The sequence below is a fragment of the Tardiphaga sp. 768_D3_N2_1 genome (assembly GCF_052076105.1).
GTDB lineage: Bacteria > Pseudomonadota > Alphaproteobacteria > Rhizobiales > Xanthobacteraceae > Tardiphaga.
The window spans coordinates 2059728-2076874 of record NZ_CP197245.1 but is presented as its reverse complement, the minus strand read 5'-3'; the positions used below and the strand labels follow the sequence as shown (position 1 = coordinate 2076874).

The following is a 17147-nucleotide window of genomic DNA, read 5'->3' as shown; positions in this document are numbered from 1 at the left end:
TTCCCTAGACCAGATTTCGCAATTCGCGTGCTGCAGCGACCATGTTGACGAGTGCGGGCCGCACCTCCTCCCATTTCCGGGTCTTCAACCCGCAATCGGGATTGATCCAGAGCTGGGAGTCCGTCAGCCGCTGCCGTGCAAGCTTGAGCAGATCGACCATGTCGCGCGTTTCAGGCACCCGCGGCGAGTGGATGTCATAGACCCCGGGACCTATCTCGTTTGGATATTTGTAAGTCCTGAACGCATCGAGCAGCTCCATCTTCGAACGTGACGTTTCGATGGAGATCACATCCGCGTCCATGGCGCCGATCGCATCGATGATGTCGTTGAACTCCGAATAGCACATGTGCGTATGGATCTGCGTGTCATCCCGCACGCCCGACGAACAGATGTGGAAGCTTTCCACGGCCCAATCGAGATAGGACTTCCATTCCGACTTGCGCAGCGGAAGCCCTTCACGGAGCGCCGCTTCGTCGATCTGGATCATGCCGGCGCCGGCCTTCTCCAGATCCGCCACCTCATCGCGGATCGCGAGCGCGATCTGGCGACAGGCGACCTCGCGGGGAATGTCGTCACGCACGAACGACCAGTTCAGGATGGTGACAGGTCCTGTCAGCATCGCCTTCATCGGCCGTTCGGTGAGCGACTGCGAATATTGCCACCATTCGACGGTCATCGGATGCGGCCGGGACACGTCGCCGAACAGCACGGGAGGCCGGACGTAGCGGGAGCCATAGGACTGCACCCAGCCATGCTTGGTGAAGGCGAAGCCGGAAAGTTGCTCGCCGAAATACTGCACCATGTCGTTGCGCTCGAACTCGCCATGCACCAGCACGTCGAGCCCGATATTCTCCTGCCAGCGCACCGCCCTCGCCGTCTGGTTCTGCAGGAACGTCTTGTAGGCGGCATCGCTGAGTGCGCCCCTGACATGGGCTCCGCGTGCGTTTCTCACTTCCGTGGTCTGCGGAAACGAACCGATGGTCGTTGTCGGGAATGCCGGCAGCTTGAAGCGTCGATGCTGTTCGCCTGCTCGTAAGGCAAAGTCACTGCCGCGCCGACGCATGGTCGCATCGACAGAGGCGACGCGCTTCGCGACAGCAAGGTCGTGGATCTTCGACGATGCCAGTCGCGCAGCCGCCGCGACATCAGACGCGGCAAGCGTTGCAGCGACATCTGCGCGACTGCCGGCCAGCGCAGCACCAAGCGCGGCCAGTTCTTCCATCTTCTGGATCGAAAAAGCCAGCCAGCTTTTGACGTCCGGATCGAGCTCGGTCTCAAGGCCGAGATCGATCGGCACATGTAACAGCGAACAGGATGGCGCGAGTTCCACGCGATGTCGCCCGAGCAGATCAACCATGGGCTCCAGTCCATCGAGCAGACTGGACAGATCGGACCGCCAGATATTGCGTCCATCGATCACGCCAAGCGAGAGGACCATGTCCTTCGGCGCATTTGCCGCGACTTCATCGAACTGATCCGGCGCGCGGACCAGATCGAGATGAAGCCCGGCGACGGGAAGCGACAGCGCCAGATCGAGATTATCGCCGAGTTCGCCGAAGTAAGTGTTCAGCATGATCTTGAGTTGCGGGACCTCTTCCGCAAAAGCGGCATAAGTCCGCTGCAGCGCCTTCTGCGCAAGGGCGTCGAGATCGAGCACCAGACATGGCTCGTCCAGTTGAACCCATTCGGCGCCCTTGTCGGCCAGTTCGCCGAGTACCTCGACATAAACAGGCAGCAATCGATCGAGCAGTGTCAGCGGATCGAATGACGCATCCGCACTCTTGGCCAATTTCAGATAAGTCACGGGACTGACCAACACAGGCCGCGTCTGATAGCCGAGTGACCTCGCCTCCTCATATTCCCTGAGCGGTTTGCGCGACGCGAGACTGAAGGTCTGATCCGGCGTCAATTCCGGCACCATGAAGTGGTAGTTGGTATCAAACCATTTGGTCATCTCCTGCGCTGGCACGCCGTGGGACGCATCATGCGCGTGGGGCCTATGCTTACAGGCCTCGTCATGCGCGGCACCTTGCGATCCACGCGCCATGGCAAAATAGGTCGCGAAGGAAACGTCGCCGCCGGTCCAGCCATAGATATTCGGAATCGCGCCCACCATGACACTGGTATCGAGCACCTGATCGTAGAAGGAGAAGTCGTTCGACGGCATGACCGTGATCCCGAGCGACTTTTGACGTGCCCAGTTGGCGGCACGCAGCCCGACGCCGACATCGATCAGCGCATTCTCGTCGATTGCACCGGACCAGTAGCTTTCCAGCGCCATCTTGAGTTCGCGCCGCGGACCGATCCGTGGCGTACCCAATGTAGCAACAGGAAGTGAGGTAGTTGATTTTGAAGAAGTAGACTTTGACACAGTAGACATGGCTTAACCCCAATGATTGGGGGCAAAAGGCCAAAGTGACACGTCTGGATTCCACGACGGCAGCCGCGGAATCGCAACCGCACCACCGGGACACCCCGCCCGAGGACGTTTATGTTGTCGAGGCAGGTCTCCTGGCTCGCGGGTCAATGCTGCTGTCCGGTCTTCCCAAAACCTTTGCAGGTCTCAGTGACTTTAATGGACAGCGGCTCACCGCTTACAGTTGCGGGGGCAGCTCCGGCCTTGGCTTAACGCCTCACCGGCTTCCCTCTTAGCTTCGGGCAAACCTTCCCGAAGAACCACGACGGCTTCACATATGGGCAACATCGCGCAGCAGTCAACAGAGCACGCGCGGGCTAACTCTGCCCACGCGTAGCGGCGCATTGAAGATTCCAGAGCTGGAGTGGGCCGCAGCCCCGAGATCAAACGCATCAAGCCCGGCACGAGGCCGGGCTTGTGTGAATACGAACTACACTTCGTCGATTGCGCTTACGCGCCGTTGAGGAACTGCAGCGGATCGACCGGCGACGACCCCTTGCGTATCTCGAAGTGAAGCTGCGGCGACGTGACTTCACCGGACTGCCCGGACTTGCCGATCACCTGACCGCGCTTGATGGTCTCGCCACGCTTCACCATCAGCTCACTCGCATGGGCATATGCGGTGACGTAGCCGTTGGAGTGACGAACCAGAACCAGATTGCCGTAGCCCTTCAGCTCATTGCCTGAATAGGCAACGACGCCATCTTCGGCAGCCTTGATCGGCGTGCCTTCCGGCACGGCGACGTTGATGCCGTCATTGGACTTGCCATTGGTCTTGGCGCCATAACCTGTGACCACGCGGCCGCGCACCGGCCAACGGAACGTCGGCAAAGCGCCGGTTGCGTCAGCGGCTTTAGTCGGCGATTCCGGCGCGGTTTCTTCAGGCGTCGTCGTGGCGCTTGCCAGACGGGCCTTCTGTGCGGGCTCGGCAGACGCAACACGGGCCACGGCAGCGGACGTGACTGCGCCAGCCGGAGCGGCCGTCACGGCTGCGACGGGCGCAGCCAGCGGCGCGGCTGCGGGAGCCGCAGAAGCCGTACGTGCACCGGGCACAGTGATTTTGCTGCCAAGCTTCAGCTGGGCATTCGGCGCCAAACCATTGGCGCGCGCGAGTTCGGCGACCGGCACGTTGTTCCGGCGCGAGATGCTCATCAGCGTATCGCCGCGATTGACGAAATGCGTGGTCGACGCGCCGACGGCAGGCTTGCTCGGAGCAGCAGCAACGGCCGGAGTTGCCGCGGCGCCCTGGCGCGGAATGATCAGCGACTGGCCAGGCGACAGCGCGCGTGGACCCTTGTAGCCATTGGCCTGCAGGATCGCGGCCGACGAAACATTGTAGCGCTTCGCCAGGCCATCAAGCGTATCGCTGGTGCCAACGATGATCGACGTGCCGCCATCACGGGCAAGGCCGTTGGTTGCTGCAACCGAGCGCGGTGCCGTGGAGCCGGTGGTTTCGATCGGCGCACGTGCGGGCGGCGGCGTATACATACCGTTGCCGCCCCCGCTGACGGGAGCAGCCGACGCAACCGGACGAGCCGTCGGATAAGATTGCGGCGCGGAGATCGGCGGCGGCAAAGCCTGGGATTGATACTGCGGCTGCGGATTATAGGCCGGGCGCTGATACTGCGGCAGCTCCCGGCGCTCGACCGGCGCGCGTGGTGCTTGCTGCGGCACAGAGCCGGTGGTGTCGCCCTGCCAGCCAAAGCCACGGGATTGCCCCGATTCAAAACTTGGATTCTGAGAGAGGCGTGTCTGCATGTCGGCGCTGCAGCCGGCAAAACCGATAGACATCAGCGCCAGCACCGCGACCTGCGGAGCGCGGCGCGAGTAAAGCAACTCGACAACGCTGGACATTGGTTACTCACTCATACGCAACAAACAACTGAATTGAGTAAACACCGTCTCCGTTACCAAGCCTTTAACCTTGCGACCAACACGTGACAGTCGTTCACGAACTTTTTTCAGAGTTCGCGCGCGATGCCCGGAAGTGCTGGCACAAAACGCACGTCCACGAGCTCCTTTCGCTCCAATCCATCCCCGGTTTTACGGATCCGGACCAGGGTCTGGACCCCGTTGTGAGGACCAACCGGCGCAACCAGAATACCGCCCTCCTCAAGCCGGTCGGTCAACGCCACGGGCACCTCCTCCACGGCGGCGGTCACGATGATCCGGTCAAACGATCCGAGATTGGCAGCCGGATTGAGCCCATCGCCGAGCATGACCTCGATATTGTGGAGGCCGAGCGCCTCCAACCGGGTCCGGGCGGCATCGGCCAGCGTGCGATAACGCTCGATGCTGAGCACGTCGCGAACGAGCTTTGACAGGATCGCGGCCTGGTAGCCCGATCCCGTGCCGACCTCGAGCACACGGTGACCGGCATTCAATTGCAGCTGTTCGGTCATATAGGCCACCACAAAGGGCTGGCTGATGGTCTGCCCGCAGGCAATGGCCAAGGCCGTATCCCGCCACGCATGGGCCCGATCGTTCGGCTCGACGAAGCGATCCCGCGGAATATCCTCCATTGCGCGCAGCACCAGCCGATCACTGATCCCACGGCGCCGCAGACCAAGCTGAAACGTCATCTGTTCAGGTGGCTGACCGACGGTAATCATGGAAAGGCCTCACGCAGCACAGGTTAGAAATACTCTCGATCTAGCAAAGATAGATTGATGTATTTCTGCGATCGGAACCGGAACAGCCCAACGACGATTTTTATTGTTCCGCGCGCGGAACCGGCAGGCGCTGACATCAGGTCTTGCCCTATCTGGCACCGACTGCGCGACATGCGTCTTTGGGTCACGAAAATGGCAATGCGTCGAGATTGCGTTCAACGCGAGAATTTGCGATTTTGTTCAGAGGATTGGGGCAAGGAAACCGGCCATGACTGCAACGAACCCGCCGGGCGGCTCCGTCTTCCTTGTCGAAGACGAGGTCATGATCCGCATGATGGTTGCCGACATGCTTGAGGAACTCGGCTACAGCGTGGCCGCCGAAGCCGGTGAAATCAACGAAGCGATCAAGCTGGCTGGTTCCGCCAAATTCGACATTGCGATCCTCGACGTCAACGTCAATGGCAAGGTGATTTCACCGGTCGCCGAAGTGATCGCATCGCGCAACCGCCCGTTCATCTTCGCGACTGGCTACGGCGCGCAAGGCCTGCCGGAAGAATTTCGTGATCGCCCGACGCTGCAGAAACCCTTCCAAATGGAAACACTGGCACAGGTACTGTCCACGACGCTCAAAGGCGTCGCGGTTTGATCAGTCACACCCGGCATCTCGGAACGTTTAGCCGAGCGCTTTGCTGAGCGTCTCGCTGAACGCTTCATCCGTGCGATCGAGACGCAGTGGCGTCACCGAGACATAGCGCGCCGCAAGGGCTGCGAGGTCAGTCCCTTCCGGAGGCGCTTCCGCCGCAACGATACGCTCGAACCCGATCCAGAAATATGGATTGTTGCGGCCGTCGCGGCGTTCGTCGATACGCAGGAACCCCTGATTGCGCTTGCCCTGCCGGGTGACGACAACACCTTTCACTTCGTCGGCCGCGCAGGCCGGGAAGTTGATGTTGATGACCGTGTTTTTCGGCACGCCCGTCTTGATGACCTTGCGAAGCACGTCCGGCCCGTATTTCAACGCGGTTTCCCATTGCGGGTTGTGACGCGTTTCCATGGAGAATTCCTGACTCAGCGCCACCGACGGAAAACCGAGAATGGTGCCCTCGAGCGCGCCGGCGATGGTACCGGAATAGACCACGTCCTCGGCGACGTTGCGGCCCTTGTTCACGCCGGACAATACAAGATCGGGCTGCTTGTCTTTCAGGATATGACGCGCGCCCATGATGACGCAGTCGGTCGGCGTGCCGCGCACGGCATAGTGGCGTTCGCCGACTGCGCGCAGCCGCAATGGATCGTTCAGCGACAATGAATGCGACACACCGGACTGATCGAGCTCAGGCGCCACCACCCAGACGTCATCGGACAATTCCTTGGCGATCTGCTCGATGATCTTCAGGCCGGGGGCGTGAATGCCGTCGTCATTGGTGCAGAGAATACGCATTCGTGAGGTGCCTTTTCGATCGGGAGGGCCGCTGGCCAGCACCGGTTTTTGCCAGCATGTGCCCGCTTTTGCCACCCCCATTTTGGGCGCTGCTTGTGCGCTGCCAGAGCTGTCCCGAAGACGATTTTTCCCGCGGGCCGGAACATTTCGGCGTCGCCGCGATTTTCAACTCAGGTAGGTGAGTGCCAGTTGCGTCTGAAGCATGCGCGCTCGACCGGGATGGCTTTGGTCGTAGCGCCCCACAGGGGCGACGGAGATGGCGAAACAGCTCGAACGGGTGTTGATCATCGCATTACCAGCGATCGTGGTTGTTGCTCTGACGGGGCGGCTGCTGCTTCCCCGGCTGGCCGAGACCAAGCCGGATCTCACCCTCAATCCGGCGGTCGTGGCAATGACTGACGATCCGAGTGAGGAGGATTATGCGAAACCCACTCCCTCGCAACTCACCAGCGTCCCCGACGCCGCAGAGCTCAACCGTCTCAGCCTGTCCCGCCAATCGTTTCGCCGCGGCGGCCTCGGCTCCAGGGCGCTCATGACCTTCACCGTTCGCAACGCCAATGACTATCCGGTCAAGGACCTCGAAATCGCCTGCGCCTTCCGCAGCCGGGATGGACGCTATGTGACGGAACGCCGCCGCGTCATCGCAGAGACCGTCAGCACGAAAAGCCGCAAGGCCTTTCCGATGACGCATATGGGCTTTGTCAACATAAAAGCCGAAAAAGCCAAATGTGCACTCGTGACCGCCAGCCGCGCCTGAGCAACTGATACGTGACGTCGTCTAGCCGGCCTGAACGACCTTGAGGCCACCCATATAAGGCTGCAGTACATCCGGCACGGCAATCGAGCCGTCTTCCTGCTGATAGTTTTCCATCACAGCGATCAGCGCACGGCCGACGGCGGTGCCCGAGCCGTTCAGCGTGTGCACAAAGCGCGGCTTGCCGTCCGGCCCGCGCGAGCGCGCATCCATGCGGCGTGCCTGAAAATCACCGCAGACCGAGCAGGACGAAATCTCGCGGTAAGCACCGCCCTCGCCCTGCCCCGGCATCCAGACCTCGATGTCGTAGGTCTTCTGCGCGGCAAAGCCCATGTCGCCGGTGCACAGCGTCATCACGCGATAATGCAGGCCAAGCCGGCGCAGCACTTCCTCGGCGCAGGACAGCATGCGCTCGTGCTCGTTCTTGCTCTCCTCGGGCGTGGTCACCGAGACCAGTTCGACCTTGGTGAACTGATGCTGACGGATCATGCCGCGCGTGTCGCGGCCGGCAGCGCCTGCTTCGGCGCGGAAGCACGGCGTGAGCGCCGTCATGCGCAGCGGCAGTTCTTTTTCGTCGAGGATGGATTCACGCACGAGGTTGGTGAGCGGGACTTCGGCGGTCGGGATGAGGCCCAATCTTTCGGGGGAAAGTAATTTCCGAACCTGACCTGTAAGTCTCTCCCTCTGTACTTTCATAGCCGCAATCTCTCGAAGCAGATCGTTAGGGTTCTTCCCTACAGCTCCACCATCAAGTTCATCCTGCAGAGTTGAGATACGCTCTCTTCTCTCGTGAATCTGACCAAGAAGCGCGCTAAATCTATCGGCGCTTTCGTCATCGATCTCAGACAGACCTGAAACGAAAAACTGGTCATCCTCAAACTTCGGAAGTTGCGCCGTGCCGAACATCGCGTTATCGCGCACCAGCAGCGGCGGATTCACTTCTGTATAACCATGCTCGTTCGTATGCAGATCGAGCATGAACTGTCCGATGGCGCGCTCGAGACGCGCCAGCCCCTTCTTCAGCACAACGAAGCGCGCGCCCGACAGTTTGGCGGCGGCTTCGAAGTCCATGAACCCCATGGCTTCGCCGATGTCGTAATGCGCCTTCGGCGTAAAAGCGTAGTTTCTGACGGCACCGAAGTGATGGCGCTCGACATTGCCATGCTCGTCAACACCTTCCGGCACCTCGTCGAGCGGCAGGTTCGGGATTTCGGCAAGCGCGACCTTGAGCTTATCCTCAGCGTCCTTCACCGCAGCTTCCATCGCCGGCATCGTCGTCTTGAGTTCGGTGACCTCAGCCATCAAGGCGTTGGCGCGCGCCTCGTCCTTGTTCTTCTTGGCCTCGCCGATTTCCTTCGACGCCGCATTGCGCCGGGCTTGCGCCTGCTCGGACGCCAGGATCGAAGTCCGGCGCGTCTCGTCGATCGCCAGCAGCGATGCCGACAACGGCGACAGCCCTCGCCGCTTCAGCGCAGCGTCAAAGGCCTCGGGATTGTCGCGGATCGATTTGATGTCGTGCATGGGAAGGTCCTGGCGCTGGAATGTTGACCTACACCATAGATGGTGTAGCCCAACGCGCCCTGACTAGCCCGAAACCCGCCGATTTGGAACATCAAATGGGCTGGCATAGGCTATTTGAAGACGTCCCTACTCCGCCGGCGTCACATCCGTGCCGGTCGCGGCAGCAGCCTTGGCTGCCGCTTTCGCGGCGTTCTTCTCGACGATGCCCACGGCGATGATGGAGCCTTCATAGAGGATCATCAGCGGGATCGCGAGGGAGGCCTGGCTGATCACGTCAGGCGGTGTCAACACGGCCGCGATAATGAAGGCGCCGACGATGAAGTACCGGCGCTTATCGCGCAGTTGTTTTGATGTGAGGATGCCAATGCGGCCGAGCAGTGTCAGGATCACCGGCAGCTGGAAGGCGATGCCGAAGGCGAAGATCAGCGACATCATGAGCGACAGGTATTCGCCGACCTTGGGCAGCAAGGCGATCTGTGCTGTCTCGGCACCGCCAGCCTGCTGCATGCCCAGCGAGAACCGGATCAGCATCGGCAGTACGAGGAAATAGACCAGCAGCGAGCCAAGCGCGAAGAAAATCGGTGTCGCTATCAGATATGGCAGGAACGCGCCGCGCTCGTGCTTGTAGAGGCCAGGCGCCACGAACATGTAGATCTGCGCAGCAATCACCGGAAACGAAATGAAGCCGGCGCCGAACATCGCGAGCTTGAGCTGGGTCAGGAAGTATTCCAGCAGCGCCGTGTAGATGAATTTCGAGTTCTCGGGACCAGCGACCCAGACGAACGGCCAGACCAGCACATTGTAGATCTGCTTGGCGAAGAAGAAGCAGAAGATGAAGGCCACGGCGAAAGCCAGCAGCGCCTTGATCAGCCGCGACCGCAGCTCGATCAGGTGATCCATTAAGGGAGCCTTGGAGGCTTCGATATCTTCGGCACTCATGACGCTTTGGCGTCCTTTAGACCATCAGGATTGGCCGCGTCGGGGGCCGCTGCACCATCATTGGCGGCAGCGTGGGTTTCGACCGGCGACGGCTGCACTTCCCGGGTAATGGCCAGCGGCTCATTCACCGCAGCAGTTTCCTGCGCATGCGTCTCGGCCTCAACGAAGGTCTCGAGCGTCGGCAGCTCAGGCGTGGTGGGCACCGCCGGCGGCGTATCGAGATTGTCGGCCTTATCGATCGCCATGGCGTCCGCCATGGCGTCGCTAACGTCCTTGGTCAGCGAAGTCATGATATTATTGGTGGTGAAGCCGGAGGCCACGTCCTTCACATCGTCGAAGGCTTTCTTGACGTCGGCCATTTCGGCTTCGCGCATCGCCTCGTTGAACTGGCCCTGGAATTCGGCAGCCATCTTGCGGGCCTTGCCCATCCACTGCCCAACCATGCGCAGCACGCCGGGCAGTTCTTTCGGGCCGATGGCAATCAGCGCGACGACCGCGATGACGACCAGTTCACTCCACCCGATGTCGAACATGAAAAAATCCGCTCACGCGGGGCTGGATGCGCCCGCGTCTCCTTCAATGGCCGCCGCGATCCCTCAGGACAATCCCTTCGGAACCTCAAACAGCCTTGCTGCCGACGTCCGTACGGTTGGCGGTCGGCGCCGGCGGGGTCTGGTCGATGGTGCGGACCGGCTCGGTCGGCTTGTCTGCCGGCTTGTCGTCGTCCGCCATGCCCTTCTTGAAGGCCTTGATGCCCTGCGCCACGTCGCCCATCAGGTCGGAAATCTTGCCGCGCCCGAACAGCAGCAGGACCACTCCGATCACGACGATCCAGTGCCAAATGCTGAGTGAACCCATCCTGCTAACCCTCCAAACACGCGGCCAGTCGCCCAGCCTGATCTGACCGAAACGTAGGCTGCGGGGGTGTCAAAAACAAGGACTTAACCCTCGTGGAATCACGGATGTCGCGGCGCAATGCCGCGAGCGTTAATGCCGCGATCACCCCTTGTGGTCGTCGTCCCGCTCGGTTGCGTCCGGCTCGGCATCATCCGGCTCGTCTTCGTCCTGATCGTCCTCGTCAAGCTCGTCGTCCGAATCGTCTTCATCATCGTCGAGTTCGGCGGTTTCGGGCTCTGCGGCCTCGGCTGCTTCGGTCTCAGCCTCGATCACATCAAGATCACCGGCTTCGAGTTCCGCGACGTCGGCCACTTCGCTATCCGGCTCCACAACATCGGCCGTTTCGGTGAATTCGGCCCTCGCCTCGGCAAAAGCCTCCACATCACCAGCAAATTCGACGGTGCCAGTCTCCGACTCCTTGAGCTGCAGTTCCGGGAATTCCGGATCGGGCGCCGACAACGCCAGCTCCAGATCGCCGCCTTCCAGGGGATCCTCGTCCTCGCGGAGCGTCGGATCGTCGGACGGGTTGGGCACGCTGAAACCGGACGGCAGTCGCGAATCCAGGAGGCCCGTGCCCTTGAGTTCCTCGAGACCCGGCAGATCGCCGAGTGCCTCGAGGCTGAACTGCGACAGGAAGCTCTCGGTGGTACCGAAGGTCAGCGGGCGGCCCGGCGTCTTGCGACGGCCGCGTGGCTTGATCCAGCCGGTTTCCAGCAGCACGTCGAGCGTGCCCTTGGAGGTGATGACCCCGCGAATGTCTTCGATTTCGGCGCGGGTCACCGGCTGGTGATAGGCAACGATGGCGAGCACTTCGATGGCGGCGCGCGACAGCTTACGGGTTTCGGTGGTCTCGCGGGTCATCAGCCAGGACAGGTCACCGGCGGTGCGGAACGTCCATTTGTTGGCAACGCGAACCAGATTCACGCCGCGCATGGCATAGTCCGCTTGCAACTGGGCCAGCGCCGCCTTGATATCGACGCCATCCGGCATGCGCTTGGCCAGCGCTGACTGGTCCAGCGGCTCGGTGGACGCGAACAGCAGCGCCTCTAGCAGACGCAATTCTTCCGGACGCGCTTCGGGCTGTGTCTCGGACACAGTTTCCTGCTGCACGATTTCCTGCTGCACGATCTGATCCTCGACATCGTCGATGCGTTTCTCGGCGAGGCTTGCCATGTCTGGATCTCCTTCTTCCACTTACTCGGCCGGAACTTCCGGCTCCACCTGCACAGGCGGCTGGGCGATGTGCTTGCGGAAATACAAAGGCGCGAATGCTTCTTTCTGGCTGAGGTCGAGCGTGCCCTCACGGACCAGTTCAAGCGCAGCAGCAAAACTCGAGGCCATCACCGTCGCGCGCTGCGCGGGGTCGGCGACATAGGCCAGCAGATATTCGTCGAGACGGCTCCAGTCCTCTGCCATGCCGACCAGCCGTTCCAGCGAGGCGCGCGCTTCGCTCAGCGACCAAACGGTGCGCTTGGCGAGATGGACGCGCGTCAGCACGCGAGCCTGGCGCTGGGTCGCATAGGCTGACAGCAGATCGTAAAGCGTGGCCGTGAAGCGCGGATGCTTCACCTCGGCAATCGACTCGGGAACGCCGCGCGGAAAGATGTCGCGGTTGAGCTGCGGCCGGGTCATCAGCCTGTTCGAGGCTTCGCGGATGGCTTCGAGGCGGCGCAGCCGGTTGGCCAGCGCGGTCGCCATATCCTCGGCGCTCGGGCCTTCGCCCGGCACCGTCGTATCCGGCAGCAGCAAGCGCGACTTCAGGAACGCCAACCAGGCCGCCATCACCAGATAGTCGGCAGCCAGTTCCAGACGGATTTTTCGCGCAGCTTCGATGAACAGCAGATACTGGTCGGCCAGTGCGAGGATCGAAATCTTGTGCAGGTCGACCTTCTGTTGCCGCGCAAGCGCAAGCAGCAGGTCGAGCGGACCTTCGTAGCCTTCGACGTCGACGACCAGCGCTGGCTCGTCGTCAGATACGACCTCAGCCGGCAGTCCGGTCTCAAACGATAAAATCTCAGCGCTCATGCACTTGCTCCTGCTCGAGCGATCAAGGCGTCCAGTTCCGCGCGTCCGGCGGCGCGGTCGAACGGCTGCGGCTGACGGCGGGCGGCAACCGCCGCCTTGGCGCGCTCGAGCGCCTTGCCGGCAAGAACCGGCGTCTCGCTCACGACGTCGCGCATCTCGTCCAGCTTGCCGTTGCAATGCAGGACCATGTCGCATCCGGCGCTGACGATCGCCCGCGTACGTTCCGCGATCGATCCCGCCAGAGCATTCATGGACACGTCATCACTCATCAACAAACCCTGGAACCCGATACTGCCGCGAATCACCTGTTCGATGATTGTCGCAGAAGTCGTGGCCGGTTGGATGGCGTCCAAAGCGCTAAACACAACATGTGCAGTCATCGCCATCGGCAGATCTGCCAGCGGACGAAACGCTTCGAAATCAGACGCTTCGAGCTCACTCTTCGAGTTATCTACGATTGGCAATTTGAAATGAGTGTCGGCCGTGGCCCGACCATGGCCGGGAATGTGCTTGAGGACCGGTAGAATGCCACCCTGCGACAGACCTTCAGTCACGGCGCGGGCAATGATCGCGACCTTGCCGGGCTCGGTGCCATAGGCGCGATTGCCGATCACCGCATCAGCACCTTCCACGGGGACGTCTGCCAGCGGCAGGCAATCCACGGTGATGCCGAGGTCCACAAGATCACTCGCAATGAGCCGTGAGCTGAGCCAGGCAGCCCTGAGACCCGCTTCTGGATCAGCGTCGTATAGCGTGCCGAACATAGCACCGGGCGGATAGACCGGCCAGTGCGGCGGCCCCAGACGCTGAACCCGGCCACCTTCCTGATCGATCAGGACCGGCGCATCCAGATCACCCGTCGTCCCACGCAATTCCTCCACAAGCCGAGCGACTTGTGTGGGATTGTCAATATTTCGCTTGAAGAGAATGAAGCCCCACGGCCGTTCCGCGCGCAGAAATGCACGCTCCTCAGCGGTCAGCTCCAGCCCAGATACACCGGTGATGAATGCGCGTGTGCTCATGGGGCCGATTAGCCCCCATCAACGCCCAGGGTCAAGGAAACGGCCGTTAATTCCTTTGGACGACGCACTGTCCGCCGGCAGATTTCAGGTTCCCGCAGACCTGCGAGGCTTCGTCCTGCGAGCCGAACGGTCCGACCATGGCCCGATAATAGGTCCCCTTGTCGCCAAGATCGGCCTTCTTGATCAGCGGAGTCCGCGATCCCAGCACCGAGGGGAACTTGGTCTGCAGGGCGCGGAACGACGCCTGCGCATCGCCCTCCGACCGCTGGGACGATACCTGGACCACATAGCCGCCACCCGACGCTGCCGGGGCCGCCTGTTGGGTCGGGTTGGTCGAGGCCATACGTGAGGGCGCCGGAGGAGCGGCTGCAACCGGAGGCGCGGCCTGCGGCGACAGTGACATCGGGGCGTTGACCGATGCGTTGGCGTTGGCAGCGCGCGGCGCCGCAGCGGGCGCGGCTGCAGGAACCGCCGCCGGAGCTGCGATGCGGGCTGGAGCCTGACGCGCGGCCGGTGTGGCCGCTGCGTCGGACTGGTCACCCTTGACGGCAAAAGTGCGGATCTTGCGCGGCTCATCACCGCCCTGCATCGCGCCATTGCCTACCATCGGCTTGTTGGACGGCGACACGCTAGCGGTCGATGGCGGATTGGCGTTCTGGTTCAGCGGCGGGAATACCACCCGCGGACCAGCCTTGGTGGCATCCTGCACGTTGACGGGCTGCTCTTCGCGCGACACCAGCCGCTCGGGGGCTGCGCCGCCGAGACGGTCCTGAATCGGCTTTCCGTCGGCCGCGGCGGTCGCCGACGGCGGGACGATCTTGTTCGGACCGGGCTCGGCCTTGATCACCGGCGGCTCGCCGGTGCGCGCCGATCCCATGAATGTACGATAGGCGAAGGCAGCACCGGTACCGACCACTGCCAGTGCGAGCACGATGGCGACGGTCGCCATACCACCACGGCGTTTCGGCGCCTCTTCCTGCTCGGCATAACCGTCCTGATAGGCGTAGGGATCGTCCTGGTACTGATCGTCGTGCGGATGCTGGGCTTGTGCACCATCGGAATGGCCATACAGCGCATCGTCGTAACGATTGGGATCGGGCTGCTCGTGGGCCTGATCGTACTGATCGTGATAATCCTGCGCCTGATGATAATCGGCCTCCGGTTCCAGGTGCTGTGGCTCCTGATGCTGGGCGCCGTAGCGGTGCACGGGGTGAAGATTCTCGAATTCCTGCTGCTGCGGCTCATGCGCAGCGGCGCGCTGCATCCACGGCGGTCTGCCGGGCTGAACGGGCTCTGGCTCGCAGTCCGGCTCGTCCTGATAGGCGGGCTCGGCCTGCCGCGGCGCGGGGGCCAAGCGACTGTTGTTCGCGAACGGATCGGTCTGACCGATCAGCCGCGCCAGCTCCGCGAGTGGATCGCCATCGCCCTTCGTGCGCGACTGAGCGTCGCGGCCGTAGTCATCATCCGCAGGGAAAGGTCGGTTCTGGTATCGATTAGCCATTGTGATGTCGCATCCCCTTCGGGAAAGCCGCCAACCCGCTTTTCAAACGAAACAGCTGCTATCAAGAACCACCCACAGATCCCCATGTGAGCGGCCGTCCCCCGTCTACCGCATCTCGTCCGGCGCGGTGACGCCGAGAACGGCGAGGCCCGAAGCCAGGACTGAGACGACGCTCTGGACAAGTGCCAATCGCGCTTTGGTAAGTTCTGCATCATTAGTGATAATGAAGCGTAAATGAGGCATATCACGCCCCCGCGTCCAGAGCGCGTGGAATTCGCTGGCCAGATCATACAGATAGAAGGCGATCCGGTGCGGCTCATGTGCCGTCGCCGCGGATTCAATCATTCGTGGGTACAATGCTAGCTGCCGCATCAGGCTCAGCTCGACGGCGTCGTCGAGCCGATCCATCACGGCGTCTCCCAGATAGGCAACGCGCTCCTGGTTTTCCAGAGGCAGATCGGCCATCTCCGGCATTTGTTCGCGCGCATTACGGAAGATCGAATGGCCACGGGCGTGCCCGTACTGGACATAGAAAACCGGATTGTCCTTGGACTGCTCGATCACCTTGGCGAGGTCAAAATCCAGCACCGCGTCGTTCTTGCGGAACAGCATCATGAAGCGCACGGCGTCGGAGCCGACCTCGTCGACCACTTCACGCAGGGTGACGAAATCGCCGGAGCGTTTCGACATCTTCACCGGCTCGCCATTGCGCAGCAGCTTCACAAGCTGCACGATCTTGACGTCGAGCTCGGCCTTCCCTGCCGTCACCGCCTTGATCGCCGCCTGCACGCGCTTGATGTAGCCGCCGTGATCGGCGCCCCAGACGTCGACCATGTTGAGGAACCCGCGGTCGAACTTGGTCTTGTGATAGGCGATGTCGGACGCAAAATACGTGTAGCCACCATCTGACTTCAGCAGCGGGCGATCGACATCGTCGCCATAGGCGGTGGCGCGGAACAGAGTCTGCTCGCGGTCTTCGTAATCGTCGATCGGCTTGCCCTTCGGCGGCGGCAACCGGCCCTCATAGACATCGCCCTTGGCGCGCAGAAAATCGATGGTCGCGCCAACCATGTCGGAGGTGCCTGCGATCAGCGAGCGCTCGGAGAAGAACACTTCGTGGGAGATGTTCAGCGCGGCGAGATCGCCCTTGATCATCTCCATCATCATGGAAATAGCCTTGGCGCGCGTGATCGGCAGCCACTTGTCCTCGGGCATCTGGTTCAACGCAGCGCCGTGCTCGGCCGCGAGCGCCTGTCCCACCGGCACCAAATAGTCGCCGGGATACAGGCCTTCCGGAATGTCGCCGATCGCTTCGCCAAGCGCCTCCCGGTAGCGCAGATGTGCCGAACGCGCGAGCACGTCGACCTGTGCGCCGGCATCGTTGATGTAGTATTCGCGGGTCACGTCATAACCGGCGCAATCGAGCAGGCTCGCCAGTGCATCGCCGAACACGGCGCCGCGGCAATGGCCGACATGCATCGGCCCCGTCGGATTCGCGGAAACGTATTCGACATTGACCTTCTCGCCGGCGCCGACGGCGCTGCGGCCATACGAGGCACCGTCGCGCAACACCGCGCTCAGTGCATCGGCCCAGGCGGACGACTTCAGCGTGAGATTGATGAAGCCGGGTCCGGCAACATCCACCGAGGTCACCAGATCGTCTGCGCGCAGCTTCGCAGCGATTGCATCAGCCAGATCGCGCGGCTTTGCCTTGGCCTCTTTCGCCAGCACCATCGCGGCGTTGCTCGCCATGTCGCCATGGGACGCGTCCTTGGTCGGCTCGACCACAACGCGCGACAGATCGATGCCGGCAGGCAGCACGCCTTCACTGACAAGGGCGTTGCAGATCGCGTGAACGCGCGCGAGCACGTTGGCAAACAGATGCGGGGACGGAGCAGTGGTGGCCATGGCGGTACGGGAACCAGAACTTGCGCCGGATTATTCCGGCTGGATTTGTATCAGGAGGATGGATAGCGGTTTGGTTTGCGTTCCGCTGCATTTTGTTTGGATTCAAGCAAA

General features: G+C 61.9%; 15 protein-coding genes and 1 riboswitch. Of the genes, 2 read left to right on the top strand and 13 right to left on the bottom strand.

Translation table 11 applies throughout. The features are described from left to right. Window positions 1-4: 4 nt before the first annotated feature. From metE to AB8A27_RS09510, 3 genes are all read right to left on the bottom strand, one after another. The gene (metE, locus tag AB8A27_RS09520) at window positions 5-2380 is read right to left on the bottom strand and encodes a 5-methyltetrahydropteroyltriglutamate--homocysteine S-methyltransferase (protein ID WP_441241693.1); all 2376 of its coding nucleotides are present in this window, start codon (window positions 2378-2380) and stop codon (window positions 5-7) included. A 104-nt stretch (window positions 2381-2484) separates the two neighbouring features. Next, window positions 2485-2696: riboswitch (cobalamin riboswitch) on the bottom strand. 170 nt (window positions 2697-2866) lie between these two features. Next, window positions 2867-4270: a peptidoglycan DD-metalloendopeptidase family protein gene (locus AB8A27_RS09515; RefSeq protein WP_441241692.1), complete on the bottom strand. Its 1404-nt coding sequence runs from the start codon at window positions 4268-4270 to the stop codon at window positions 2867-2869. Window positions 4271-4377: 107 nt separating this feature from the next. Next, window positions 4378-5028, bottom strand: coding sequence for a protein-L-isoaspartate(D-aspartate) O-methyltransferase (locus tag AB8A27_RS09510; RefSeq protein ID WP_441241691.1), 651 nt, complete (start codon window positions 5026-5028; stop codon window positions 4378-4380). A 268-nt stretch (window positions 5029-5296) separates the two neighbouring features. Here AB8A27_RS09510 and AB8A27_RS09505 point away from each other — a divergent pair, with 268 nt between their 5' ends. Further along, entirely contained in the window at window positions 5297-5674 is a 378-nt protein-coding gene (locus tag AB8A27_RS09505; protein ID WP_441241690.1) for a response regulator, read from the top strand. Window positions 5675-5701: 27 nt separating this feature from the next. Here AB8A27_RS09505 and surE read toward each other — a convergent pair whose 3' ends face one another. Next, the gene (gene surE, locus AB8A27_RS09500) at window positions 5702-6469 is read right to left on the bottom strand and encodes a 5'/3'-nucleotidase SurE (protein WP_092142561.1); all 768 of its coding nucleotides are present in this window, start codon (window positions 6467-6469) and stop codon (window positions 5702-5704) included. A 256-nt stretch (window positions 6470-6725) separates the two neighbouring features. On the opposite strand from surE, the gene AB8A27_RS09495 reads away from it, so the two are divergent. Beyond that, on the top strand, window positions 6726-7226 hold the full coding sequence (locus tag AB8A27_RS09495) for a hypothetical protein (protein WP_441241689.1): 501 nt from the start codon (window positions 6726-6728) through the stop codon (window positions 7224-7226). A 21-nt stretch (window positions 7227-7247) separates the two neighbouring features. Here the strand turns inward: AB8A27_RS09495 and serS are convergent, their stop codons facing one another. From serS to argS, 9 genes are all read right to left on the bottom strand, one after another. Continuing rightward, window positions 7248-8744: a serine--tRNA ligase gene (serS, locus tag AB8A27_RS09490; protein ID WP_441241688.1), complete on the bottom strand. Its 1497-nt coding sequence runs from the start codon at window positions 8742-8744 to the stop codon at window positions 7248-7250. A 126-nt stretch (window positions 8745-8870) separates the two neighbouring features. After that, a complete protein-coding gene (gene tatC / locus AB8A27_RS09485; protein WP_092142551.1) occupies window positions 8871-9683 on the bottom strand; it encodes a twin-arginine translocase subunit TatC in 813 nt (270 codons plus the stop codon). Beyond that, entirely contained in the window at window positions 9680-10216 is a 537-nt protein-coding gene (gene tatB, locus AB8A27_RS09480) for a Sec-independent protein translocase protein TatB (protein WP_441241687.1), read from the bottom strand. The genes tatC and tatB overlap by 4 nt, the downstream gene beginning before the upstream one ends. Window positions 10217-10301: 85 nt before the next feature. After that, a complete protein-coding gene (locus AB8A27_RS09475) occupies window positions 10302-10541 on the bottom strand; it encodes a twin-arginine translocase TatA/TatE family subunit (protein WP_092142544.1) in 240 nt (79 codons plus the stop codon). A gap of 141 nt (window positions 10542-10682) precedes the next feature. Continuing rightward, a complete protein-coding gene (gene scpB, locus AB8A27_RS09470; RefSeq protein ID WP_441241686.1) occupies window positions 10683-11753 on the bottom strand; it encodes an SMC-Scp complex subunit ScpB in 1071 nt (356 codons plus the stop codon). A 21-nt stretch (window positions 11754-11774) separates the two neighbouring features. Continuing rightward, window positions 11775-12605 (bottom strand): segregation and condensation protein A, encoded by an 831-nt coding sequence (locus tag AB8A27_RS09465; protein ID WP_441241685.1) that lies wholly within the window; start codon window positions 12603-12605, stop codon window positions 11775-11777. Continuing rightward, window positions 12602-13627 carry a beta-N-acetylhexosaminidase gene (gene nagZ, locus AB8A27_RS09460; RefSeq protein ID WP_441241684.1) on the bottom strand — a complete coding sequence of 342 codons (1026 nt, stop codon included), beginning with the start codon at window positions 13625-13627 and terminating at the stop codon, window positions 12602-12604. The genes AB8A27_RS09465 and nagZ overlap by 4 nt, the downstream gene beginning before the upstream one ends. Before the next feature lie 46 nt (window positions 13628-13673). Next, window positions 13674-15128: an SPOR domain-containing protein gene (locus AB8A27_RS09455; protein WP_441241683.1), complete on the bottom strand. Its 1455-nt coding sequence runs from the start codon at window positions 15126-15128 to the stop codon at window positions 13674-13676. A gap of 105 nt (window positions 15129-15233) precedes the next feature. Beyond that, the gene (gene argS / locus AB8A27_RS09450) at window positions 15234-17036 is read right to left on the bottom strand and encodes an arginine--tRNA ligase (RefSeq protein WP_441241682.1); all 1803 of its coding nucleotides are present in this window, start codon (window positions 17034-17036) and stop codon (window positions 15234-15236) included. Window positions 17037-17147: the final 111 nt, after the last annotated feature.